Source organism: Mesorhizobium sp. 1M-11 (assembly GCF_001303895.1).
Lineage (GTDB): Bacteria > Pseudomonadota > Alphaproteobacteria > Rhizobiales > Rhizobiaceae > Mesorhizobium.
Genome location: NZ_LJSD01000017.1, coordinates 169,295 through 187,403, shown reverse-complemented (window position 1 = coordinate 187,403; position 18,109 = coordinate 169,295). Strand labels below are relative to the sequence as shown.

The 18,109-nt window shown below is 66.0% G+C and carries 33 protein-coding genes; 1 reads left to right on the top strand and 32 read right to left on the bottom strand.

Annotated features, from left to right (window positions below; translation table 11 throughout):
- From AO692_RS10585 to AO692_RS10550, 9 genes are all read right to left on the bottom strand, one after another.
- Positions 1–1,271: DUF935 family protein (locus AO692_RS10585; RefSeq protein WP_244483315.1), on the bottom strand; the 1,271-nt coding region annotated here is incomplete at its 3' end.
- Positions 1,268–2,932, bottom strand: coding sequence for a hypothetical protein (locus AO692_RS10580; RefSeq protein WP_054310017.1), 1,665 nt, complete (start codon positions 2,930–2,932; stop codon positions 1,268–1,270). The genes AO692_RS10585 and AO692_RS10580, both read right to left, overlap by 4 nt.
- Positions 2,929–3,516: a DUF3486 family protein gene (locus AO692_RS10575; RefSeq protein ID WP_054310016.1), complete on the bottom strand. Its 588-nt coding sequence runs from the start codon at positions 3,514–3,516 to the stop codon at positions 2,929–2,931. Before AO692_RS10575 ends, AO692_RS10580 begins: the two co-directional genes overlap by 4 nt.
- Positions 3,517–3,519: 3 nt before the next feature.
- The gene (locus AO692_RS10570) at positions 3,520–3,852 is read right to left on the bottom strand and encodes a hypothetical protein (RefSeq protein WP_054310015.1); all 333 of its coding nucleotides are present in this window, start codon (positions 3,850–3,852) and stop codon (positions 3,520–3,522) included.
- Entirely contained in the window at positions 3,816–4,154 is a 339-nt protein-coding gene (locus tag AO692_RS10565; protein WP_054310014.1) for a DUF2730 family protein, read from the bottom strand. Before AO692_RS10565 ends, AO692_RS10570 begins: the two co-directional genes overlap by 37 nt.
- Positions 4,154–4,714 carry a 3TM-type holin gene (locus AO692_RS10560; RefSeq protein WP_054310013.1) on the bottom strand — a complete coding sequence of 187 codons (561 nt, stop codon included), beginning with the start codon at positions 4,712–4,714 and terminating at the stop codon, positions 4,154–4,156. The genes AO692_RS10565 and AO692_RS10560 overlap by 1 nt, the downstream gene beginning before the upstream one ends.
- Before the next feature lie 9 nt (positions 4,715–4,723).
- Entirely contained in the window at positions 4,724–4,879 is a 156-nt protein-coding gene (locus tag AO692_RS33125) for a hypothetical protein (RefSeq protein WP_161808061.1), read from the bottom strand.
- A complete protein-coding gene (locus AO692_RS10555; protein WP_054310012.1) occupies positions 4,879–5,631 on the bottom strand; it encodes a glycosyl hydrolase 108 family protein in 753 nt (250 codons plus the stop codon). The genes AO692_RS33125 and AO692_RS10555 overlap by 1 nt, the downstream gene beginning before the upstream one ends.
- A gap of 78 nt (positions 5,632–5,709) precedes the next feature.
- Positions 5,710–6,084, bottom strand: coding sequence for a hypothetical protein (locus tag AO692_RS10550; protein WP_054310011.1), 375 nt, complete (start codon positions 6,082–6,084; stop codon positions 5,710–5,712).
- A gap of 68 nt (positions 6,085–6,152) precedes the next feature.
- Between AO692_RS10550 and AO692_RS10545 the strand changes: the two genes are divergently transcribed.
- Positions 6,153–6,476 (top strand): hypothetical protein, encoded by a 324-nt coding sequence (locus tag AO692_RS10545; protein WP_054310010.1) that lies wholly within the window; start codon positions 6,153–6,155, stop codon positions 6,474–6,476.
- An 11-nt stretch (positions 6,477–6,487) separates the two neighbouring features.
- Here the strand turns inward: AO692_RS10545 and AO692_RS10540 are convergent, their stop codons facing one another.
- The 23 genes from AO692_RS10540 to AO692_RS33115 all read right to left on the bottom strand — a co-directional run bounded on the left by AO692_RS10540 (position 6,488) and on the right by AO692_RS33115 (position 18,109).
- Positions 6,488–6,724, bottom strand: a complete 237-nt coding sequence (locus tag AO692_RS10540) for a hypothetical protein (RefSeq protein ID WP_054310009.1) — start codon at positions 6,722–6,724, stop codon at positions 6,488–6,490.
- A 286-nt stretch (positions 6,725–7,010) separates the two neighbouring features.
- Complete coding sequence (locus AO692_RS10530; protein WP_152979789.1) at positions 7,011–7,349, bottom strand: hypothetical protein; 339 nt, start codon at positions 7,347–7,349, stop codon at positions 7,011–7,013.
- Entirely contained in the window at positions 7,346–7,969 is a 624-nt protein-coding gene (locus AO692_RS10525; protein ID WP_054310006.1) for a regulatory protein GemA, read from the bottom strand. Before AO692_RS10525 ends, AO692_RS10530 begins: the two co-directional genes overlap by 4 nt.
- Positions 7,970–8,195: 226 nt before the next feature.
- Positions 8,196–8,411 carry a hypothetical protein gene (locus tag AO692_RS10520; RefSeq protein WP_054310005.1) on the bottom strand — a complete coding sequence of 72 codons (216 nt, stop codon included), beginning with the start codon at positions 8,409–8,411 and terminating at the stop codon, positions 8,196–8,198.
- Positions 8,408–8,695, bottom strand: coding sequence for a hypothetical protein (locus tag AO692_RS10515; RefSeq protein WP_054310004.1), 288 nt, complete (start codon positions 8,693–8,695; stop codon positions 8,408–8,410). The genes AO692_RS10520 and AO692_RS10515 overlap by 4 nt, the downstream gene beginning before the upstream one ends.
- On the bottom strand, positions 8,692–9,495 hold the full coding sequence (locus tag AO692_RS10510; RefSeq protein ID WP_054310003.1) for a ParB/RepB/Spo0J family partition protein: 804 nt from the start codon (positions 9,493–9,495) through the stop codon (positions 8,692–8,694). Before AO692_RS10510 ends, AO692_RS10515 begins: the two co-directional genes overlap by 4 nt.
- Positions 9,492–9,836, bottom strand: a complete 345-nt coding sequence (locus tag AO692_RS10505; protein WP_054310002.1) for a helix-turn-helix domain-containing protein — start codon at positions 9,834–9,836, stop codon at positions 9,492–9,494. Before AO692_RS10505 ends, AO692_RS10510 begins: the two co-directional genes overlap by 4 nt.
- Positions 9,833–10,102: a hypothetical protein gene (locus AO692_RS10500; protein ID WP_054310001.1), complete on the bottom strand. Its 270-nt coding sequence runs from the start codon at positions 10,100–10,102 to the stop codon at positions 9,833–9,835. The genes AO692_RS10505 and AO692_RS10500 overlap by 4 nt, the downstream gene beginning before the upstream one ends.
- Positions 10,103–10,106: 4 nt before the next feature.
- The gene (locus AO692_RS10495) at positions 10,107–10,367 is read right to left on the bottom strand and encodes a hypothetical protein (RefSeq protein WP_054310000.1); all 261 of its coding nucleotides are present in this window, start codon (positions 10,365–10,367) and stop codon (positions 10,107–10,109) included.
- Between the two features lie 4 nt (positions 10,368–10,371).
- Entirely contained in the window at positions 10,372–10,581 is a 210-nt protein-coding gene (locus AO692_RS10490) for a hypothetical protein (protein WP_054309999.1), read from the bottom strand.
- A 4-nt stretch (positions 10,582–10,585) separates the two neighbouring features.
- Entirely contained in the window at positions 10,586–10,951 is a 366-nt protein-coding gene (locus AO692_RS10485) for a hypothetical protein (protein WP_054309998.1), read from the bottom strand.
- Positions 10,948–11,304: a hypothetical protein gene (locus tag AO692_RS10480; protein ID WP_054309997.1), complete on the bottom strand. Its 357-nt coding sequence runs from the start codon at positions 11,302–11,304 to the stop codon at positions 10,948–10,950. Before AO692_RS10480 ends, AO692_RS10485 begins: the two co-directional genes overlap by 4 nt.
- 11 nt (positions 11,305–11,315) lie before the next feature.
- Positions 11,316–11,969 carry a DUF3164 family protein gene (locus tag AO692_RS10475; RefSeq protein WP_054309996.1) on the bottom strand — a complete coding sequence of 218 codons (654 nt, stop codon included), beginning with the start codon at positions 11,967–11,969 and terminating at the stop codon, positions 11,316–11,318.
- 5 nt (positions 11,970–11,974) lie between these two features.
- Positions 11,975–12,274, bottom strand: coding sequence for a hypothetical protein (locus AO692_RS10470; RefSeq protein WP_054309995.1), 300 nt, complete (start codon positions 12,272–12,274; stop codon positions 11,975–11,977).
- Positions 12,271–12,582 carry a hypothetical protein gene (locus AO692_RS10465; RefSeq protein ID WP_054309994.1) on the bottom strand — a complete coding sequence of 104 codons (312 nt, stop codon included), beginning with the start codon at positions 12,580–12,582 and terminating at the stop codon, positions 12,271–12,273. The genes AO692_RS10470 and AO692_RS10465 overlap by 4 nt, the downstream gene beginning before the upstream one ends.
- A 2-nt stretch (positions 12,583–12,584) precedes the next feature.
- Positions 12,585–13,601 (bottom strand): AAA family ATPase, encoded by a 1,017-nt coding sequence (locus AO692_RS10460; protein WP_054309993.1) that lies wholly within the window; start codon positions 13,599–13,601, stop codon positions 12,585–12,587.
- Between the two features lie 70 nt (positions 13,602–13,671).
- Positions 13,672–15,648 carry a transposase domain-containing protein gene (locus AO692_RS10455; protein ID WP_054309992.1) on the bottom strand — a complete coding sequence of 659 codons (1,977 nt, stop codon included), beginning with the start codon at positions 15,646–15,648 and terminating at the stop codon, positions 13,672–13,674.
- Positions 15,645–16,115, bottom strand: coding sequence for a hypothetical protein (locus AO692_RS10450; RefSeq protein WP_054309991.1), 471 nt, complete (start codon positions 16,113–16,115; stop codon positions 15,645–15,647). The genes AO692_RS10455 and AO692_RS10450 overlap by 4 nt, the downstream gene beginning before the upstream one ends.
- Entirely contained in the window at positions 16,105–16,344 is a 240-nt protein-coding gene (locus AO692_RS10445; RefSeq protein ID WP_054309990.1) for a hypothetical protein, read from the bottom strand. The genes AO692_RS10450 and AO692_RS10445 overlap by 11 nt, the downstream gene beginning before the upstream one ends.
- Positions 16,341–17,267, bottom strand: coding sequence for a ParB/RepB/Spo0J family partition protein (locus AO692_RS10440; protein ID WP_054309989.1), 927 nt, complete (start codon positions 17,265–17,267; stop codon positions 16,341–16,343). Before AO692_RS10440 ends, AO692_RS10445 begins: the two co-directional genes overlap by 4 nt.
- A complete protein-coding gene (locus AO692_RS33120) occupies positions 17,260–17,628 on the bottom strand; it encodes a hypothetical protein (protein ID WP_054309988.1) in 369 nt (122 codons plus the stop codon). Before AO692_RS33120 ends, AO692_RS10440 begins: the two co-directional genes overlap by 8 nt.
- A complete protein-coding gene (locus tag AO692_RS10430) occupies positions 17,625–17,951 on the bottom strand; it encodes a MarR family transcriptional regulator (protein WP_054309987.1) in 327 nt (108 codons plus the stop codon). The genes AO692_RS33120 and AO692_RS10430 overlap by 4 nt, the downstream gene beginning before the upstream one ends.
- Positions 17,951–18,109, bottom strand: a complete 159-nt coding sequence (locus AO692_RS33115) for a hypothetical protein (RefSeq protein ID WP_161808060.1) — start codon at positions 18,107–18,109, stop codon at positions 17,951–17,953. The genes AO692_RS10430 and AO692_RS33115 overlap by 1 nt, the downstream gene beginning before the upstream one ends.

Genomic DNA, 18,109 nt, shown 5'->3' with positions numbered 1-18,109 from the left:
GCCGGAATGCCGAGGCGGCCGCGCGCCCAGGCCGCCGGTGCGGTGAGGCCCTGTCGCCCGAGCTTGTCGAAGGCGCTGGCGAATTCCTCGAGCGGCACCTCGTCGGGCCGGCCGATCGAGACCACCGGATAGTGATCCTGCGGGCCGAACTCGAAGGCGACCAGGTTCGGGATGATCTGCGCGTTGACGGTCGCCGACAGGGCGATCGCGTCGGAGCGCTCGATGTCCTCCTGTACGAGACGGTGTTCCTGGGCTACGGCATGGCCACCGGAGACCGCATCGGTTGTCGTCGTCTGGCCGAGCACCGCCTTCGACACCTGGCGGTCCATCCAGTCGGCACGCCGCTCGTAAAGGTCCGTCGACGCCGCCTTCGCAGAGACCTCGTGAAACTCGATCAGCATGTCGGCCGGAATGATGGCAGCGCAGTCTCCGGCGATCCGCGACACGGCACGCCAAAGCACGTCCTTCTCCTCTTCCTTGGCGTTCCGCCCGTACTTGCCGATCCGAACCGGCATTCCGAAATTCTGCACGAAGATCGACCAGTCCTTCAGCGTGAACGATTTGTACATCCACGCCCAGCTCGCGGCGCGGGCGATCCCCGACCGGATGGTCAGGCCGGACTTGGCCTTCGAGCGATGGATGACGAACTTGTGCGGAGCCAGAGGCACGTCGCCGGTCCCCTCCCGCAACAGCACAGTCTCGCCGTCGATGCGATCGAAGTTGAACCAGCGCTGCGGCCGCCAGATGAACTCGCGCGGGCAAAGGTGGCCGAGATGCGACCGATAATCGGTCTCCATCACAGAGAAGCCCTTGCCGGTGGCGTCCAGCATGTCGAACAGGCCGGCGGCCAGCACGCCGTCATTGATCCAGGACTGGACGTACTCCCCGTGCTTCTTGTGGTCGCTGGCTTCGGATGCCGCGGTCACGGTAATGGGCAGCTGGGCCACGGAGCGCTTCCGCGTGCCGAGCACGCCGAGGTAGTGCAGGTCGCGCTCCTCGATGTCTTCCGCCAGTTCGAGGTAAAGCTCCGGATCGCCTTGTGCGGCGGCGCGGTGGATCTGCGCCAGACGCGCCGGCGTCAGCCCTTCGGCGGGATGTTCCGAGATCGCCGAGCGGACACCGCTCAAGGTCGCGCCTGCCCGCTCGGCCGGCGCCGCATCCTTGACCTCGGCCACCGGTTCGGCAGGAAGCGAGGCGGCCTCGATCGGCATTCCCGAAGCGTCGAGGAGACGGCGACCGGCAGCGGCCATTAGGGATTTGACGATGCTCACCACAATGCTCCTCGCAGTTCGGGATCGATCGACCGTTCCGCTCGATCGTGCGTGCCGCGGCTATCCGACCGCTGGCCCTGACCGGCCGGCTCATAGCCGTAGCCGATCGTCATCTGGAGCGAGGCGAACCATGCCAATATCCCGGCGATCGCGGTGTCGCCGTGCCGGTCCAGTCCGTCCTCACCCTTGTGACGGTGATCGTCGGGAACCTTGATGATGCCGCCGACATACTGCAGCGCCTGGTGGTCGCGGATCACGTCCTCGTCGGCCGCGACGGTGACGGTCTGGTCGCCGAAGGCCTCGATATAGCGTGGCGAGTTTTCCCGGTACCATTCCGCCGAGAGCTTCACCTCGACGATGCACTCGCCCCAACGCTGCGCCGCGACCTCTGCCAGATAGCCACCGTTGCCGGTGGCATCGAGCGCGCCGCCGGAGAGGCGCGGCAAACGATCGCCCACGTAAAAGAGGATGTCGCGCTGGGCTTCGTAGGGCACGTTGCGCAGCTCCAGGACGAGACAGCAGCGGCGGACCGTGTCCTGGCCGATCTCGTACGCCTTGAACGCCGACACGTCGCCGGAGCGTGCGAAGTCCTGGCCGAAGCAGTGCGCCCGCTGCTTGTCGAGCCCCGCCAGGATCGGCTGCAGCTTCTGCCGGCAGAAATCGCGGATGACGGCTTCGCGGACGTCCTTGTCCAGACCCTTGAAGCTGTCCGGCAGGTGCAGGCGGACGACCGGAACGGCCGCGTCTTTCACCCGCTCGATCACGACCCGCGTCAAAGCCGCGCCTTCCGCGTCGGCGGGGATGGCGTCCAGTTCCTGTTTCATGGCCGCTTCGCGCGCGCCGTAGGAGCCGCGGATCAGTCGTTCCCATTTGGCCTCGGCCTCGGGCGTGTAGGTCCAGTTGCGGGTAAGGCAGACGCGCCGGTAAAGCCCGTTGTCGACCGCCGCCTGAAACGGGATGTGGTGAACGACGAACGGGCTCTTGCCGGCGCGGGCCTCGCGGATCAGCTCGTTGAAGGGATTGAGGACGCCGTTGTGGGTCGAGATGATGCGGACCTTGCCGCCCCAGATCAGCAGGGCGTTGACGGCGTCGACCACGTTGCGGACATCGCGGTGGTAGGCCGCCTCGTCGATGACGACGATGCCCTGCAGGCCGCGGATGTTCGCCGGGTTCGACGACAGCGCCTCGACCCTGAAGCCGGAAGCGAAACGGACACGATAGGCCGAGATGAACTTCTTCGAGCCGTCGGCCTGCTCGTCCTCGAACATGAACTCTTCGATCTCGGTCAGCTCCTTCGCCACGATCCGGGCGAAATGGGCGACGTAGCCGATGAATTCGCGACCCTTGTCCTTGGTGTCGCCGATGTAGAAGACATTGTCGCCGCCTTCGCCGCGGGCGGACGCCGCGATGATGGTGTCGTCGAGGGCCTCGGCGTAGGTGATGCCGGTGCGGCGGCCCTTCTCGGCGATCTTCAGGTCGGATCGATCCTCCAGCCACTCTTTCTGGTGGAGCATGAGGATGCCGTCGGCCAGCGGATCGTGGTCGGCCGGAAGCTCGGAGCCGCGCGGCAGTTCGGGCGGCAGTTCGGCTGGGTTTCGGGAAAGGACGGGTTTGACAGCTTCCTCTCCCTGCACGAAGGCGCGCGCCTCGGCGACGCTCATGACCGCAATCCCAGGACCTGCTTGCGGATCTCGGAAGCACGATCCGCCGAAAGGCCGGCGACCTTGGCCACCTTGTCGACCGTCTCGGTGACCTTGTTCGCAAACTCCCGCTCGACCTTAAGGCGACGGCTGGTCGACACGCCCTGCGCCTGGGTGGCCCGATAGAGCGCGCTGGCCAGCTGCTGGGCGCCCTTGGGGTCGACGCCGCTGCGGCCGCTGTCCATGAGCAGCTCGTAGACCAGCGTCTTGATCGCCTCCGAGGCGATCAGCGTCAGTTCGTCCGACGCCTGGGCGTTGAAGCGGCCGGCGATGGCACCGGCGATCTCGCGGGTTTCTTCCAGGCGCCGGGTCATCGCCGACAGCCGGATCGAATAGCGGTTGAAGGCCGAGAAGCTGGGGACGGTGAATTCCAGCTCGCCGCGATGCTCGCGCTTCAGCGCGTTGAGGGCGTTGAAGAATTCCTCGTAGATATCGAGCTGGGTGCGCTCGCGGTCCTGTAGCGCCTGTGCGGCCTGGGCGACGATATGGTCCGCCTCCGGAGGCAACTGCTCGATGCCGGACAGCCGGCCGCGGCCGCGCGCCATGGCTCAATCCACGTCGCTGGGGCGCTTCACGCCAGGCAGGAACCGGGCGCGATCGACATGGGCACGGCCAGCTTTGCGCAGCGTGGCGATCATGACGCTCCCCGCTTCGCTGGTCCTGACCGCACCCACCTCATCCTGCAGCCACAGCAGCTGATTGCGGATGAAGTCGCGGGTTTTGTTGTAGCCGAACCGCCGGAGCTCGAACTCAAGGCGGCCGTCGTGCATCGTCCCGTTGTCCTCGTCGGCCAGGGCTCGCAGGATGATCAGCCTGATGTCTTCAATGGTGTATTCTTCGTAGGTCACGCCGATCCTGCTTTGCTGTTCGCCACCAGCCATTCTTCCACGCGCCTGCTGGTGCGAGTGGACTGCTCCGAAGCCGCCTTCACGCCAGCCATCTCGATCTGGATGTCCTTCAACGTCAGCTGGAGGTCGTGGACCATGTTCCGGTCGGGCAGATGCTTCAGTTCGTCCTCCACCGACTGGATGCGGCGATCGTGGGATATGAGGGTTTCCTCCGCCTTCTTCATCTGCGCCGCCAGCGGCTTCGAGCTGGCCGTCATGATGGTATGGATCGACGTGCCCAGGGAAATGAACAGCGCCAGCGCGCCGAGCCAGGGCATCAGGAGATTGAGATCCATCACGCGGAGGTCCTTCCCGAGATCGCATCGCGCAGCTTGCCGGCGATGCTCTCGGCCATGTGGCCGCCCATGTAGAAGCCCGAGAAGAACATGAACATGGTGGTGAGCGTGCCGACGTCCACAATGAGGCCGAGCCGCTCTCCGGCGCCGGCGAGGCCAAGGATGAGGTTGACGACAGGCAGGCCGGCGACGTACCAGGCGAACAGGCCGATGAAGATCCACATGCCGGCCGGGCGCCACGCCCAGGTCCACGCCGGGCCGCCCTTGTCCATCTCCGCCTTCATCAGGTCGATCGCCTGGCGCTGCTGTGTGTTCCACTGGATGAGGAGCTCCGGCGTCTCCGCCTCAGCCGCCAGCACCGCCTCCTGCAGTTCATCGGCCGGGACATTCGGCAGTGCGGCCGGTTCGACGCCGGCCTTCTGCGCCACCACGTCGATGATGGCGCCGCCGATGTCGGCCGCGGTCCCGCCCAGATACTTCTCCAGGAGGTCCTTCACCAGCGGCGCGCCGGCCTTGGCGGCTGCGTCGATCAAGGCCCCGGCTATGACGGTTTCCAGCATGGCGACCTCCTAGACCGCGACGGCGGCGAACTTGCCGGCCAGCGTGTGGGTCTTGCCGGGGATCGGCGACATCGCTTCGGCCATGTACGCCAAGAAAATCATGCCGAGCCCAGCAAGGATGAACCCGATCGAGACGATGACGGTGAGGATGATCGCGGCCAGCATCAGGCAGCCCCGATCGCTTCGGCCTCGGCCGCGTAGGCGGCCGCGCGCTGGTTGTGGATCTTGGCGCGGACGACCAGCAGGACGATCACGCCGACCGCCAGCACGGCGACGCCGGCCAGTGCCCAGCCAGAAATCATGTCGACGTGCTGCGGGTTGACCACCGCATCGCTGCCGCCGGCGCCGGTGGCGGTGCTTACGCCGGTGGCTGCGACGGCATTGTTGCCGGCCCGACCCTTCGCCCCCTTCTCCTCCTCGAGGAGCTTCGCCTTGACCGTCGCTGCCGGCTGTGTGGCCGCCAGCGCCCAGGCCACGCCCTTCGCCTCGATCGCAGCGATGCGACGCGCCCAGCCTTTGCCGAAGGTCTTCCAGATCTTCAACGACTGGACGAAGCCGAGGCGCTTGGCGCAGATCTTCTTCACCGTCTGATCGTCCGAGCCGCCGAGCGAGGCAAGCAGCCATTTCTTCGAGCGCGGCGGGCCGGACATGACGCCGCCGTCGAAGGTCGCGAGATCGACACCGGCGGCGAGCGTGTCAGCGTTGACGGCCTGCCAGTAGTCCTGGCGGTAGATCTTCGCGACGTTCTCGGCCGAGATGTTGCGCAGCTGGGTCTTGGTGGCGCCGGGCAAGAAGCGCTGGTACGTCGCCAGCGTGATGCCCTTCATAGTGGCCCCGCCGGGATCCTTGGGATTGTCGGCCCAGCCACCCTCATAGGCGAGCGTGACCTGAAGGCACTTCTGGAAGTTTTCGCGCATGGAGATCTCCGCAGTATACGGAGCACCATGCCGCCCGCTATGGCGGGCCGTAATGCCCGCCATCGCGGGCATTGTGCGTCACCTGGGAAAAAGCTCGATCTGGCGCGGATCTCGACTGCCCTTCACCGGCTTCCCTGGCATCCGGCGAAACAGCTTGTCGACGCTGGTTTCGGCGATGCCGAGCAGGCGAGCGATCTCCGCATTCGAGCGCCCGATCGCGCGATAGTGCCGCGCCCGCACCGAACGGGCAAGTGGCACGCGCAGGTATGAGCGAGAGTACCGCTGGCCGAGCTTGACGGCCGCACGTTCGCCGAGCTTCTCGACCAACGGCGAGAGGTCGACGGGAACTTTGAGGCGGATCCCGCCATATTCTTCCACCAGCCGCAGGAAGTCGGCCTCGCCCAGCAGCTCCATCAGCTCTGCCGTCAGCGCCTCGTTGCGGTCCTGCCTCATACTGGCACCACCGGCTTGTGATGGGGACGGCACCGCGCTACGGTCGAAGCCGGCAGGAGGGAACACCCATGAAGCTGAAGCTCACAGCCGCACTGCTCGCCATGGGGGCGAGCATGTCCGCCGCTCACGCTGCCTACAATGCTCTCGTTCTGGCTAACGAGCTCGGCAACGTTCTGGCAGCCGAGGAGCTGTGCGGATTGACCTTCGACCAGCCGGCCATCGCGGCCTTCATCGAGAAGCGGGTGCCAGCCGATGACATGAGCTTCGCCGGTTTCCTGCAGATGCAAGTCGACGGTATCCGCATGGGCTTCGCAGACATGTCCGCCTCGCAGAAGACCGCGCACTGCACCCAGATCAGGCGCGTTGCCAAGAGCTACGGCTTCCTGAACTGAAGCGACAGCGCTCATCTCGCCTCCAGCCGCCGGCCGCGATAGGTGCCCGACATCGTGAAGCCGTCGGCAGATTTCCAGATGAGGCAGAGCGTGTAGCTGCCGTCCTTCCTGCGATGGAGCGATGACTTCCGGGACAGAGCCCAGTCTTCACCGAAGACCGGCATCGGCGTCCGGACACCCTCCAGGGCGGCGAACCGCTCGATCACAGAGAAGTCGATCTTCACCCTGCCGACCCGGCGCCTGGTCATTTCGCACCGCCATTCATTGCGATGCGGGGTGTCTCTCCTTCGAGACGTCCATATTCGCGAACCGCCCTCTGAAAGATGGTCCGATAGTCATCCAAGAAGGAGAGAGCGTCTCGGCCGGCCACGAGAAACATGCCCAGGGCAACACTGGCGCACTGGTCGCAAATCTGGGCGGCCGGACCAACCACTAGGCCACCGGCCGAGCAGCCGCAAAAGCTACAGCACTGCTCAGGTTCAGGAGTCCGAGGCCGCTGCGCGGCGAGATTATCCAACCCGCGAACGATCCTGTTCATCTGGCGCCCCCGATCCGCGCGGCGAGGTAGCGCTCGCGCAAGGTGGTGGGTGCAGGCTTGCCCTCCCGGCAGAGATCTGGCCACCAGTCGTCAGAGCCAAGGATCCACAGGTGGCGCATGGCGATGTTGTTCACGACGCGGTCGGCCGGCGGATAGACCTCGATCGCTGCGCGTTCCTCTCCGCAGATCTCGTTCTTGATGTCCTGCAACTCGTCCCAGGTGATCAGGCCGTCATGTTCGATCGAGAGCAAGCCGAGCGCGCCATCCCAATACACGCGGTTGGCGGAAGTCCATTCGCATCGACAATCTCTCACCCAGACGCAAGCGGCGCTCATGTCTTCACCTTCCTGACACGCTCGCCGAGCGCGTTCATGACCTGCACCCAATCGCCGTTGGCCATCTGGTCGACCGGCAGGGCGAGATCCGCGACGAAATTGCGAAACCAGCGTATGTCACCGGGAGCGGCCTCTTTGGCGACCAGGATGTTCCACTGCGCCACCGCGATCTGGGCGCCTGGCTGCCGCAGCCACGCCGGCCGGTCGGAGCCGGTCGACCAGTTCACACCGGCGCGCTCCAGCCAGCCCTTCAGCGCCTCGATGGCCTTGAGCGCATCACCGGCGTCGTGGAGGAAGCGCACATGCGACAGGCCGGTCTGGCGCTCGACGAAGGCGACCAGCGCCTTGTCGTCGCGCTCGCGGACGACACCGAGGTTCCACCCCGCGATCCACAGCGCCTGCAGCTTGCGGGCGAACTTGCCTTCGAGCGGCTTTCGACCGGCGTTAGAAGACCGTTTGAAACCCTGACGACGCAGCTCCTGGACGACGCTGTCCCGCTCTGCCTGCGTCATGGCCTTGGCGCTGTCCTTTCCGGTGACGCGGACCAGGACGGCGCGGTAGGTGTCGTCGTCCAGGCCGAGCTGCTTCTTGGCGACATGGATGGCGGCGAGCGCGTTCATTGCTTCACCTCGGTTGGATTGCAGGCTGGGCACGGAAGACCGCGACGAATCTCGCTAGGGGTAAGATTGAAGAGCCAGCCAGCGTCGTGGTCGCATCGCGGGCAAACGAAGTAGGCTCCCTCGGTCGTTTTCCAGCCTGGCATAAGACCAGGCGCTTCACCGTGATCCGTGGCCTTCATCATGAAGCGGCGTAGCGCCCGAGGACGCGCGCCAAACAGATCGGGTATCATGACCGATCTCCCAGCGCGCTCCGGCCAGCTTCCGTCACCTTGCCGGTGTTCGGATCGATGAAACGGCGGCGAAACAGCGCCACGTAGGTGCCGGATAGGTCGCCCGAGACTGACCGCCCTCCGGGAAAGCCGTGGTTAGGCCGGCGACCGGCAATGAGGTTTTCGAGAACTTTGCGCATCGCGGGCGAGAGCTTCTTTTTCGCGCCGGTCATTTCTCGCCTCCGTAGTACGGCAGGCCGAGCAGCACCTGATGGCCGATCTCGCGGGGCTTTGCCTTCGCCGCCTTCTTCTCGGCTTTCGCCCGAGCGGCCTCGGCAGCGCGGCGGGTGGCCGCCTCCTTCTGCGCAGCCGCCAGCTCCTCGAGGAGCCAGCCGAGCTCGTGCGGGTCCGTCACCTCGATCTTGATGGTGACCAACGTTTTGGCGCCGGCGCCGGAATGGCTGTAACCGCGCAGCGCGGTGCCGGGACGGTCGAGCGAGATGTAGCCGAAGCTCATAGCTGCGCCCCGATCACGATCTGGTTGACGCGCTTGCCCTTGTTGTAGATCTCGACCAGCGCCTTCGAGAGCGCGGTTTCCGACGATCCTCCGGAGAGCTTGCGGAACGCCTCGGCATGGGCGGTGAGCTTGGCGAAGCTCTCGCGCCGCAGCGCGTTGGCAAGGTCCGCCTCGTTGATCGTCTTGTCGTTGGCGCGGATGATGCGCGCCAGGGCCGTGATGAGCGTGCCGCGCAGGCTCTTGCTGTCGTCGGGCCAGGCGGCGCGGATGACCAGCAGGGCGCGGCGCGTGGCGCCATGGCCGTAACGCTTCAGGCAGCGGTCGATCGCGCCTATCGATGCCGTCAGGTTCGGGCGATAGTGGCCCGGCTCCGGCACCACGTCGCAGTTCGCCGCCTGCAGCACCCTGGAGACGGCCATGGCCCATTCGTCGCCGGCCGTCAGCCCGGCCCAATACTGCTCGACCGAGGTGACGGCCTGGCGGTCCCGGTTGATGGCCAGGAAGCTGCCGGCCTCGTCGGCGGTGTCGGCGTGCTCGACGACGATGGCAGGGATTTCGGTCACGTTCGGGTGCAGGCTGGCCGCCTTCCAGCGATGCTGGCCCTCTACGATTGTGTAGCGCCCCCCCTCCTGGCGGGAGAGGACGACGGCGCCGAACTTGCGCCAGGCGAACTTCGCCAGGATCTTCTTAACCAGCCTCGGCTTCAGCGGGCGCTGGTAGTTCCGGTCGACGTCGATCCGGTCGATCCGCACCCATTCGAGGTCCGGCTTCTCGCCGATCTGGATGTTGATGTCGCTCATGCGGGTTTCCTTTCCTCGGCCGGCAGCAGGCGATAGCCGCGGCCCCATACGTTCTGGATCTGGACGCCGAGCGGCTTCAGCTTCCTGCGGATGTGGCAAATGAAGACGTCGATGATCTTGATCTCGGGCGGATCGTTGGGCCGCAGGGAGTAGATCCTGTCGAGCAGCTGCTCCCTCGACCGAACCTGATGCTTTGCCGCGACGAGGATCTCCAGCAGCGCGTGCTCCTGCCAGGTCAGCGCCGCCACCCGCCCGTTGCAGACGACGATGCCGCCTTCGTCGAGGATGAGGGCGTCGTTGACCGGCAGCGGCTGCCTGCAGCACGGGCAAAGGTCGCTCACAGCACGTACCTCACGTCGATCGGCGCCTCGTCGTTGCGCAGCAGCTCGCCGCGAAGGCCAGCCTGGACCGTGGTGAGGATCAGGTCCGCGTACCAGGCGGCATCGGCGGTTGCGACATCGGCGTCGCCGGCGGCACGGTCATTGATGGTGGCGGCGATGATTGAGGCCATCGCCGTCAGGCCGTCGCCGGTCTCGGAGCCGTTGAGCACGTTGATGAGGCGGCCTGCCAGTTCGCGCTGCGAGGGTGCGAGGATGACGGATTTCATCAGCTCACTCCGGCCGCAGGCTGTCGACATGGGTGCCGCAGCGGCCGCAGACCTTCGGGTCCATGATGCTGCTGACGTGGCCAGGGCAGTCTTCCTCGGGCACCCGCGCCATCATTTCCGCAAGGCAGGCATCGCAATAGTCTGCGTGTTCCTGCACCTTCTCCGCCAGATCGCTCAAAATGCGAGCGGCGCTGTGGAAAGCCCCGTCGGCTGCGTAGGTTTTTGCGAGGTCCGCCCGATCGGTCATAAGTTCATGGATGTTCATCGCCTCACTCCTCCGCCTTGTACTTGACGCCGCAGAACGGGCAGTAGGACGGGAGCATCGCGCAGGCTTTCGCCTTGCCTCGACCGCTCTCTACCTGCTCGGTCCGGATGAGTGGGTACTCGCCGCCCGGCTTGGTGAAGACCAAAGTGGAAACGAGCCGCGTGTTGCGCGAAGCCAGCTTCTCGTTGGTCCTGGTGATGCAATCGCAAGCCATCGCCTCAACCCTCCCTCGGCTCGATCGGCACCGGACCGGAGCCGTGCGGGTTGAAGCCGTCGAGATCGCCGTGGGCGGCGAGCTTCTTCTCGGCCGAACTCTGCCAGTTGCGCAGCGCGCCGGCCCAGCCGCTCGTCGAGCTGGAGCGGAAGCCGGCCATGTGGACTGTGTGAGTGTCGCCATGTTCGGTGAAGCGGGCGTCGTAGCGCTCGCTGAAGAACTCCCTGATGCGCTCGTCCGCGAGGGCGCAGCGCTTCTCCCAGGCGTCATAGTTCGCAAAATGAAACTCGCCGGCCTCCGCTCTGTGCGCCTCCAGCTTCTTCTCCACCAGCGGGATCAGTTCGGTGAGCAGTTCATGATAGAGCGTCATGCCAGCAGCTCCATGGCGGCGCTGCGGGAGGCGGCGATGTAGCGCTCCCACATCTCGCTCTCCTTGCGTTCGTAGTCGTGCATGACCGCGATCTCCGCATCGATCTTGGCGAGGCGCTCAAGATGCCTCTGCTCTTCGAGGCGACGATCTTCCAGCAGCTCGGCGACGTCGCGAGCGCAGCGGTCCTTCAGCGCCGCGAGGCCGGCCTTGTTCCAGGCAAGCGCCCTGAAGTGTTCGTCGGCCGAGACGTAGAGTCCTGCGACGGTGGGCGCCGGTGCGGGCTTGCCGGCGTCGTAGGCGGCCATGTCTTCCTCCAGCGCCGCGGCGAGGTTCTTTTCCAGCGTATTGTCCATGACGTCCTCCTTCAGGCCTTGGCGAGATCGATGGTGACGGCGCGCCAGCGCGCGTCCGGGCGATCGCGCTCGTAGAAGCGCAGGTACTCTTTCGAGCCGACGACGCGCATGGCGTCGCGGATAGCGTCCTGGGCGCGCTTCCAGCGCGCGTCCTGGCTGTCGAGGCGCAACAGCATGAACACGTCCGCCCGGTTGATCTGGCCCGGCCGGTCGGTGTTGAAGGCGCGGGTTACAACGGCGCGGATCTCGGGCATGGCGTCGACGGCCCATTCGTTCAGGCACTCGTCGATCAGTTCCTTGGCGATCTGCAGCTCGGGGCCGAAGTCGATCAGGTCGGCGACCTGGACCTGCACCTTCATCAGCCCGTCGATGGTCTGGTAGGTGCGGTTGCCCTTGACGGCGCCGCGCGGCCGACCGCCATATTCCTGGTCGAGGATGGCGTCGAACTCGCCGAGATCGGTGGCGGTGTGGCCGCGGAACCGGCCGACCTGGGCGGAGAGCGCCCTGGCATGGCCCATGATCTTGCGCACCGTCTCGTCTTCCAGCTTGTGCTGGGGCTTGATGAGCTCGAGCGGCGTCCAGCGGCCCTTGGCGTCCCTCATGCAGGGCTGGCCGGCCACGATGGTGACGCCGTCCGTTGTGGCGGCTTCGGTTGCGGTTTCCATGTGTTTCAGGCTCCTTTCTCGCCGAACAGGGCGGCGAACTGGTTGTTGAGGATGCCCATCTGGGTCTGGATGGCGTGGTCGCGCGCCGCGTCGTTGGCGTCGCCGCCGGTGATCGGCAGCTCCAGTGCACGCACTAGAAGCTGCGCCTCGATGACGACGGCCGTGAGGCCCTCGGCAGCCCAGGCCAGCGCCAGCACCTCGGCAGGCGTAGCGCGCGATGCCTGCCGTTCGGGACTGGCGGCGATACGGCCTGCGACGTCGGGGATGATTACGGCCGCGGCGGCCGCGCGAAGTGCTTCGCTCATAGCCTGCTCGACCCCTCGAAGATCGGCCGCTCCACGACGGGGAACAGCATGACGTTGGTGCCCGGCCGCTGGATTTCGGAGAGGATGCGATCCATTTCGACGAGACGGTCGCGGCGCGCTTCGTCATTCCAGCGCTTGGCGCTTACCTCGTTTTCGAGTTCGCGGGCGCGGGCATAGCAGAGCTCGATGCACTGCTGGATGATGCGGGCGTCGTCCGGTTCGAGGACCCGCGGCTCGTGCTGGTAGTCGACGAACAGCCGCTTGAGCTGCTGCAGGCCGTCAGAAAGCTCCAGGGACATCTTGGCCATGGTCAGTCCTCCCACTCGCGGTTCTGGTAGGCCGCGGCGATGTGCTTCACCGACAGGGGTGCGCGCTCGCCCGCCGCCAGTAGGAAGGCGAGGCGCAGCGTCTTGTCGATCTGACGAAGGTGACCGGGCTTGCGGCCGATCCCGGTGAGCAGCTTACGCTGCTCGGCGTCGTGGATTTCCCAGGCGTCGATCAGCGCGGTGATGTCTTCCGGATACGGTTGGTGGCGGTTAAGCCGCTTGCCGGTGCGGGTCTTGATCTGCGCATAGTCAGGCCCGCCCTGGCGATCCTTGAAGCGGCCGTAGACGCTGGTGTTGCCGGTTAACGCGATGCCGCAGCCATACTCGTCGAGGAAGTAGCGGAGCTGGTCGACGGCGCGGTCTTCGATGTTCTGCGCCTCATCGATGATCAGCAGCGTCTGGCGGCCGTTGCGCTGCAGGCGGGCGCCGATCGCGCTGTCGAGCTTGGCCGGGTTGGTCTCGATGACGGCGAGGCACCGTGCAATCTCGACCAGCATGGCGTGACAGGTCTTCGTCTGCGGGCGCATGGTGACGCGAAAAGCGTGCGGCCTGGTCGCGCAGTAGTGGCGGGTCGTATGGGTTTTGCCCATGCCAGCCGCCAGGGTGATGATGACCATGTCGGGCGACATCTGCGCCAGCTCGAGGGTCCGGAAGATTTCCTGGGCGGTGCGCGTGTTCACGAAGGTGGGGGCGTCGGGTAGCGCCTGGGCGAGCGCCGCGGCGCTCTCGGTGCTTTCGAGCCAGCGGGCCACCTTGAGGTTCTGGGTGTCGAGCCGGCCGGTGTAGTTGCCGCCGTACCACTGGCTGAACGTGCCGTCCGGCATGTCGATGCGCCGGGCCGCCTCCGCCTTCGACCAGCCGTTGCGCCGGGCGATATCCATGACGCGGGCGGTGAGGTCGCGCCAGGCGGCAAGGTCGGCATCCGAACGGCCGGGGCGATCGCTGGCGATATCCGGCTCCTGGGCCGGTGGTTGCCAGATTGAATTTGCTTCGATGTTCATGTATAGGCTTCCTCGTGCAATTGGCCCGTTTGGGCCGTTTCCGGCCGGGTTCATCCCGGCCTTTTCTTTTTCAGCCGTCCTCCCGGCGCGGCGTGAATGGGATGATGTCGGCTTCGCTCTGGCGCTGGGTGCGCAGCAAGGCGAGGCCGGCGGCGAAGCTGTCCTCGATGTCTTCCGGCTGGTCTGCCTGCGCTGCCGCCGGCACCGCACCGCCGTTTCCGACGGCCAGCCGCTTGACTGCCGGCCTGGTCGGTTCGGCCGCCGGCGCCGGTTCCTCGCTGCCATACAGACGGGCCAGCTCGGCCGCTGACAGCTTCTGGTGCAGGCGGGCCTGCTCCCGCAGCGTTCGCTGATAGGCGCTGCGGTCGCGGGCGTGAGTGCGCGCCGCGTCCATGTCGTCGAAGCCAGTGGCGGCGATGCAGGGCGCGGTGCAGATCAGGCGATCGTCGAGCGTGTAGACCTTGACGTCTTCCTGCAGGCGGTCGGGATCGAACCGCACAGTGACCTTCTGGCCTGCATGGGCGTTCATCTCGACCGACCAGTAACGGTTCTCGAAGAAGTGGATCTCGCCGGTGCCTTTCTGGGCGGTGATCTGCTCGGCCGCGAGCAGCCAGAGCGAACGCTGTGCTTCCGTCGGCCATGTCACCACGGTGGCGGGATCGGCCATGCTCTCGCGAAACGTCTCGTCGAAGGAGCGGCCGCGGCAGGCAGCCGCCTTGCGGCCGGGGCGCGCGTTGTGCTCGGCGATCTCGCGGGCGACATGGGCGCGAAACTCGTCGATCGGGATGGCCGCGTTGCCGTAGTTCTCCGGCTTGGCGTCTGGGCTGTTGCCGGTATAGGCGCCGGCGCAAAAAGGATGCTTGGATATCTGGTCGGCGAGGTCGCGCCAGGCGCGCTCGATCGGCTTGGACTGGCCGGCGTATGGCGTTGTCCATTTCGGCTCGATGCCGAGCGAGAGCAGGATGCCCTGTGGATCTTCGTCGCGGATGGTGAAACGGTAACGGGTCCGCATCCGCCCCGTGATCCACTTCGAGGCGAAGGCCCGGCCGTTGTCGAGCCACATCTTCTCGGGGATACCGTGGCGCTCGACGAGATCGCCGATGACCAGGCGCACGGTCTCCTTGTTTTCCGTCTCGGAGATCCGCCATGCCAGCACCGTGCCTGAATAGAGATCCTGGATACCGATCAGCTGGACGCGGATGATGCGGCCGTCGTGCAGGCGCACGAACACGTCGAGCTTGTGGCCGTCCATGTTGACGGCCTGCATGGCGTGGAAATGGGTGCGGACGCGCTTCTGTGCCGGATAGAGCCGCTTGGCCTTCTCCCGGCCCTTGCGGGCGAGCGTGATGACAGCCGCCGGGATCTCTGCCTCGATGCGTCTGCGAAGAGCGCGTTCAGACGGGATCGGAAGCCAGCCGTTGCGGGAGGCCGCTTTCTGGGCGCGGCGATAGCAGGAGGAGAAGGATGGCTGTTCCGGCCGCAGCCAGTCCGAGGTGACCATCTCCCACATTTTCTCGTGGCAGTCAGAGAAGGTGGACGTCGGCTTGTAGTCCGCTGCCAGGGCGGGCAGCCAGTCGGCGCGCGGAACGCCCCGCACCAGCTTCTGCCAGTTGTAGACCGATGCTGCCGATACGCCGCTGCAGGAGGCGGCCTGAACGACGGCGGCTGTGGCGCCGATGCCTTCGCCAGCGAGCTGCTCGACGCGGTCCAGGCATTCAAGCCGGCGGCGGCATTCGGCCTTCTGTTTGTCGGACAGCGCGTCGAAGCGCGCCCATGCTTCCTTCGAGCCGTCCTCAATGCCGGGTTCCTCGACCTCGGGGACGGCAGGACCATGCTGCAGGAGCAGGCGAGCCTGCGCGCCGGGCGGCAGGAGCGATAGATGATATTCCCATCCGCCGCCCCGGCCGCCGGCTCGCCGCGCCCTCGCGGGGTCCGCCCGCCAGTTCCTGGCGTCCGCGAGCGCATTGAGGTTCCGCACCGAACCGGGCAGGTCCGGTGAGCGGACCGCCACGATCTCCGCCGGTGAAAACCATTCCCTCCGGGTCATCCGCGATCCCTCCGGATGACGCGCACGGGCGTCGACTTGAGTTCGCGCAGACGTTCGTCGAGAGCGGCCTTTTCCTGCTGGACGCGGGCGATCTCGGCGAGGCGGGCTTCGTCGCCGACCAGCATGGTGAGGCCGTCGTCGGAGACGACCAGGTCCCACAGCCAGGTCGCGCCGGTGGCGCGCACGAATGCCTTGAAGCGTACGAGGCTGATATCATGGCTGCTGTCGCTCTCGGCGGTATAGGCGTTCAGCGTGGCGAGCGAAAAGCTGTCCTGGCCGAGCGCCACTGCCATGCGCATGGCGATCTCGGCGCGGCCGTGCGGACATTCCTTCAGCGCCCGGCTCATGGCACGCTTGAGCCGGCCTCGAAAGCCGGTCACGTCAACCGACTGATCGGCGACGCGGCTGGGATAGACCGGCGCATAGAACAGATCGCCCTGGGCTGGGTTGCTCGGCTTACGCGGCATCCGGCGCCTCCAGGCTGCGGGCCGCTATGCGGACATGCGCATCGATCTGTTCGCGCAGATACGCCTTCTGGTCGGCATCGTCGGTACGGGCGCAGGCGATCTGCAGCGCGAAGATCTCGCTGGTCGTGCGGTACGGGAGCCGGAAATGGCACTCGGCGCAGAACACGGCGTGCGGACCGGCCGGGACCGGTTCGGTGCAGTGCAGGGTCGGACACGTGCGGTTCGTCATGGCCGGTCACCGCCCTGCAGGTCGAAGATCGTCACCTGGCGCGGGTCCGGCTCTGATGCCCCGGCGTCGTCGGCGGTGGCTTTGAGGAGTTCGGTGAGGGTCGGCAACTTGTCCCTGGGCTTCTTGGCGGCGGCCACGAACTGGAGAAAGGCGGCTCGGGTCTTTTCGTCGGTCCTTGCCCAGGTGGACTTCAGCCGCGCCAGTAACTCATCCTGGGCGGTCTGACTGGCCTTCGCCTTGGCGTGGGGATCCGTGAGATCAAGCGCCCGGTCGAGGTCGGGCTGTTCGGCGAAGGCGATGGCGATCTTCTTCTGCCGCTCCGGTTCCATGCCGGCCAGCTTGATCAGGCGGCTCTGGTTGTCGGCGATCGGGGTCCCGCGAAGCGTGCGGCGCAGTTCGGGCGTGAGCTTCTGGCCCACGAACTGCGCCCGCTCGATTGCGCTGCGCGATAGACCGAGACGCTCGGACACGCGCTTGAAGAAATGGCCTTGGGCGCTATCCTCGGCCAATTCCGTCAAGTTGACGGAATTGGAGAGCTGCGGATTTCCGCGCTCAATCTTCCCGTGCTTCTCTTCCCAAAGCTCGCGATACCGGCGCACGAAGATCGCGCGGTCGAGGGCAGAGAGCTCGTTGCGGTAGATGTTCTCCTCGATCTCGACGAGCTCGCCGTCGAGCTTGTCGGCCTTGACGACGATGGCGTCGATCTCCTTCAGGCCAATCAGTTCGCTGCCGCGAAGCCGGTGGGCGCCGGCGACCAGCGTCCAGGGCCGTTCGGCGCGGGGCGTTGCGCGGACGGTGATCGGGTTAAGCAGGCCGACGCGGGTGATCGACTGGCCGATCATGAAGGCGTGGTCTTCCTCCACGTCCCGCAACCGTGCCGGCACCAGCACCTTGTCGAGCGGAAGGGTCTTGAGTTCAGCCATGGACATACTCCGATTTGGAGAAACGGCGTGCGGCATCGGCCGCGATCGCATCGAACCAGTCGGCGAAACGATCGGACTGGCGGCGGCGCTCGATGGAGCGGCAGGCGCTCTTGATCTTCGGCAGGCCGGCGTTGCCCCAGACGGCGAGGCGCTTTTTCGGCAGGCGGAAGGTGTTGACCAGGATGTGCAGGAAGCACTGGCGGGCGAGACCGGCCAAGCAGTTGCCGCGTCGCGGAAACAGGATCTCGGAAAGCTCGAAATACGGAAAGGCAGACCAGACTGCGTTGAACGCCGCATCGATCTGCGCGTTGATACGCGGGTCGCTGGTCATCCAGGGCGAGACGGCGGCAGGCTTGCTCATGCTGACCTGCCGAGAAAACGCGTCGCCTCGTTCGTCGCCCGTGTCATCGCGCGCCAATCATCGGACTGGATGGCATCGACGAGCCGGCGCAGAAGTCGCTCGGCGCCTTCGTTCTCGATGATCTCAAGGCTGCGCTTCAGTCCCTTGCGGCGGCGGATCGCACCCCGAGCCTGCAGCGCATCGACCATGCGATTGACGCTGCTCCTGGTATTGAGGCCGAGGTGTGCGGCGATCTCCGCGTAGCTGGGGCTGAAGCCGTTCGCCGCCTGATAGGCCTTGAGGAACGCGAGCAGCTCCGATTGCCTCCGGGTCAGGCCGGCCATCAGAAAGCCCCCATCAAAGAGAGGCCGACGAGCACGAAACCGGCGATCAGGATGCCGACCAGGACGGAGCCGAGCAGAAAGCGGGGGTCAGGTTCCAGCCGGACGAAAAAGGGGTTGCCGTCGAGGTGACCAGGACGTGAGGATTTGACAGGCGGCAT

What these genes read in the sequence shown, in the direction of transcription:
- AO692_RS10580 (WP_054310017.1), bottom strand. Translation starts at nt 2,932, where the DNA reads ATGAGCGTCGCCGAGGCGCGCGCCTTCGTGCAGGGAGAGGAAGCTGTC.
- AO692_RS10575 (WP_054310016.1), bottom strand. Translation starts at nt 3,516, where the DNA reads ATGGCGCGCGGCCGCGGCCGGCTGTCCGGCATCGAGCAGTTGCCTCCG.
- AO692_RS10570 (WP_054310015.1), bottom strand. Translation starts at nt 3,852, where the DNA reads ATGGCTGGTGGCGAACAGCAAAGCAGGATCGGCGTGACCTACGAAGAA.
- AO692_RS10565 (WP_054310014.1), bottom strand. Translation starts at nt 4,154, where the DNA reads ATGGATCTCAATCTCCTGATGCCCTGGCTCGGCGCGCTGGCGCTGTTC.
- AO692_RS10560 (WP_054310013.1), bottom strand. Translation starts at nt 4,714, where the DNA reads ATGCTGGAAACCGTCATAGCCGGGGCCTTGATCGACGCAGCCGCCAAG.
- AO692_RS33125 (WP_161808061.1), bottom strand. Translation starts at nt 4,879, where the DNA reads ATGCTGGCCGCGATCATCCTCACCGTCATCGTCTCGATCGGGTTCATC.
- AO692_RS10555 (WP_054310012.1), bottom strand. Translation starts at nt 5,631, where the DNA reads ATGCGCGAAAACTTCCAGAAGTGCCTTCAGGTCACGCTCGCCTATGAG.
- AO692_RS10550 (WP_054310011.1), bottom strand. Translation starts at nt 6,084, where the DNA reads ATGAGGCAGGACCGCAACGAGGCGCTGACGGCAGAGCTGATGGAGCTG.
- AO692_RS10545 (WP_054310010.1), top strand. Translation starts at nt 6,153, where the DNA reads ATGAAGCTGAAGCTCACAGCCGCACTGCTCGCCATGGGGGCGAGCATG.
- AO692_RS10540 (WP_054310009.1), bottom strand. Translation starts at nt 6,724, where the DNA reads ATGACCAGGCGCCGGGTCGGCAGGGTGAAGATCGACTTCTCTGTGATC.
- AO692_RS10530 (WP_152979789.1), bottom strand. Translation starts at nt 7,349, where the DNA reads ATGAGCGCCGCTTGCGTCTGGGTGAGAGATTGTCGATGCGAATGGACT.
- AO692_RS10525 (WP_054310006.1), bottom strand. Translation starts at nt 7,969, where the DNA reads ATGAACGCGCTCGCCGCCATCCATGTCGCCAAGAAGCAGCTCGGCCTG.
- AO692_RS10520 (WP_054310005.1), bottom strand. Translation starts at nt 8,411, where the DNA reads ATGACCGGCGCGAAAAAGAAGCTCTCGCCCGCGATGCGCAAAGTTCTC.
- AO692_RS10515 (WP_054310004.1), bottom strand. Translation starts at nt 8,695, where the DNA reads ATGAGCTTCGGCTACATCTCGCTCGACCGTCCCGGCACCGCGCTGCGC.
- AO692_RS10510 (WP_054310003.1), bottom strand. Translation starts at nt 9,495, where the DNA reads ATGAGCGACATCAACATCCAGATCGGCGAGAAGCCGGACCTCGAATGG.
- AO692_RS10500 (WP_054310001.1), bottom strand. Translation starts at nt 10,102, where the DNA reads ATGAAATCCGTCATCCTCGCACCCTCGCAGCGCGAACTGGCAGGCCGC.
- AO692_RS10495 (WP_054310000.1), bottom strand. Translation starts at nt 10,367, where the DNA reads ATGAACATCCATGAACTTATGACCGATCGGGCGGACCTCGCAAAAACC.
- AO692_RS10490 (WP_054309999.1), bottom strand. Translation starts at nt 10,581, where the DNA reads ATGGCTTGCGATTGCATCACCAGGACCAACGAGAAGCTGGCTTCGCGC.
- AO692_RS10485 (WP_054309998.1), bottom strand. Translation starts at nt 10,951, where the DNA reads ATGACGCTCTATCATGAACTGCTCACCGAACTGATCCCGCTGGTGGAG.
- AO692_RS10480 (WP_054309997.1), bottom strand. Translation starts at nt 11,304, where the DNA reads ATGGACAATACGCTGGAAAAGAACCTCGCCGCGGCGCTGGAGGAAGAC.
- AO692_RS10475 (WP_054309996.1), bottom strand. Translation starts at nt 11,969, where the DNA reads ATGGAAACCGCAACCGAAGCCGCCACAACGGACGGCGTCACCATCGTG.
- AO692_RS10470 (WP_054309995.1), bottom strand. Translation starts at nt 12,274, where the DNA reads ATGAGCGAAGCACTTCGCGCGGCCGCCGCGGCCGTAATCATCCCCGAC.
- AO692_RS10465 (WP_054309994.1), bottom strand. Translation starts at nt 12,582, where the DNA reads ATGGCCAAGATGTCCCTGGAGCTTTCTGACGGCCTGCAGCAGCTCAAG.
- AO692_RS10460 (WP_054309993.1), bottom strand. Translation starts at nt 13,601, where the DNA reads ATGAACATCGAAGCAAATTCAATCTGGCAACCACCGGCCCAGGAGCCG.
- AO692_RS10455 (WP_054309992.1), bottom strand. Translation starts at nt 15,648, where the DNA reads ATGACCCGGAGGGAATGGTTTTCACCGGCGGAGATCGTGGCGGTCCGC.
- AO692_RS10450 (WP_054309991.1), bottom strand. Translation starts at nt 16,115, where the DNA reads ATGCCGCGTAAGCCGAGCAACCCAGCCCAGGGCGATCTGTTCTATGCG.
- AO692_RS10445 (WP_054309990.1), bottom strand. Translation starts at nt 16,344, where the DNA reads ATGACGAACCGCACGTGTCCGACCCTGCACTGCACCGAACCGGTCCCG.
- AO692_RS10440 (WP_054309989.1), bottom strand. Translation starts at nt 17,267, where the DNA reads ATGGCTGAACTCAAGACCCTTCCGCTCGACAAGGTGCTGGTGCCGGCA.
- AO692_RS33120 (WP_054309988.1), bottom strand. Translation starts at nt 17,628, where the DNA reads ATGAGCAAGCCTGCCGCCGTCTCGCCCTGGATGACCAGCGACCCGCGT.
- AO692_RS10430 (WP_054309987.1), bottom strand. Translation starts at nt 17,951, where the DNA reads ATGGCCGGCCTGACCCGGAGGCAATCGGAGCTGCTCGCGTTCCTCAAG.
- AO692_RS33115 (WP_161808060.1), bottom strand. Translation starts at nt 18,109, where the DNA reads ATGCCGCCTGTCAAATCCTCACGTCCTGGTCACCTCGACGGCAACCCC.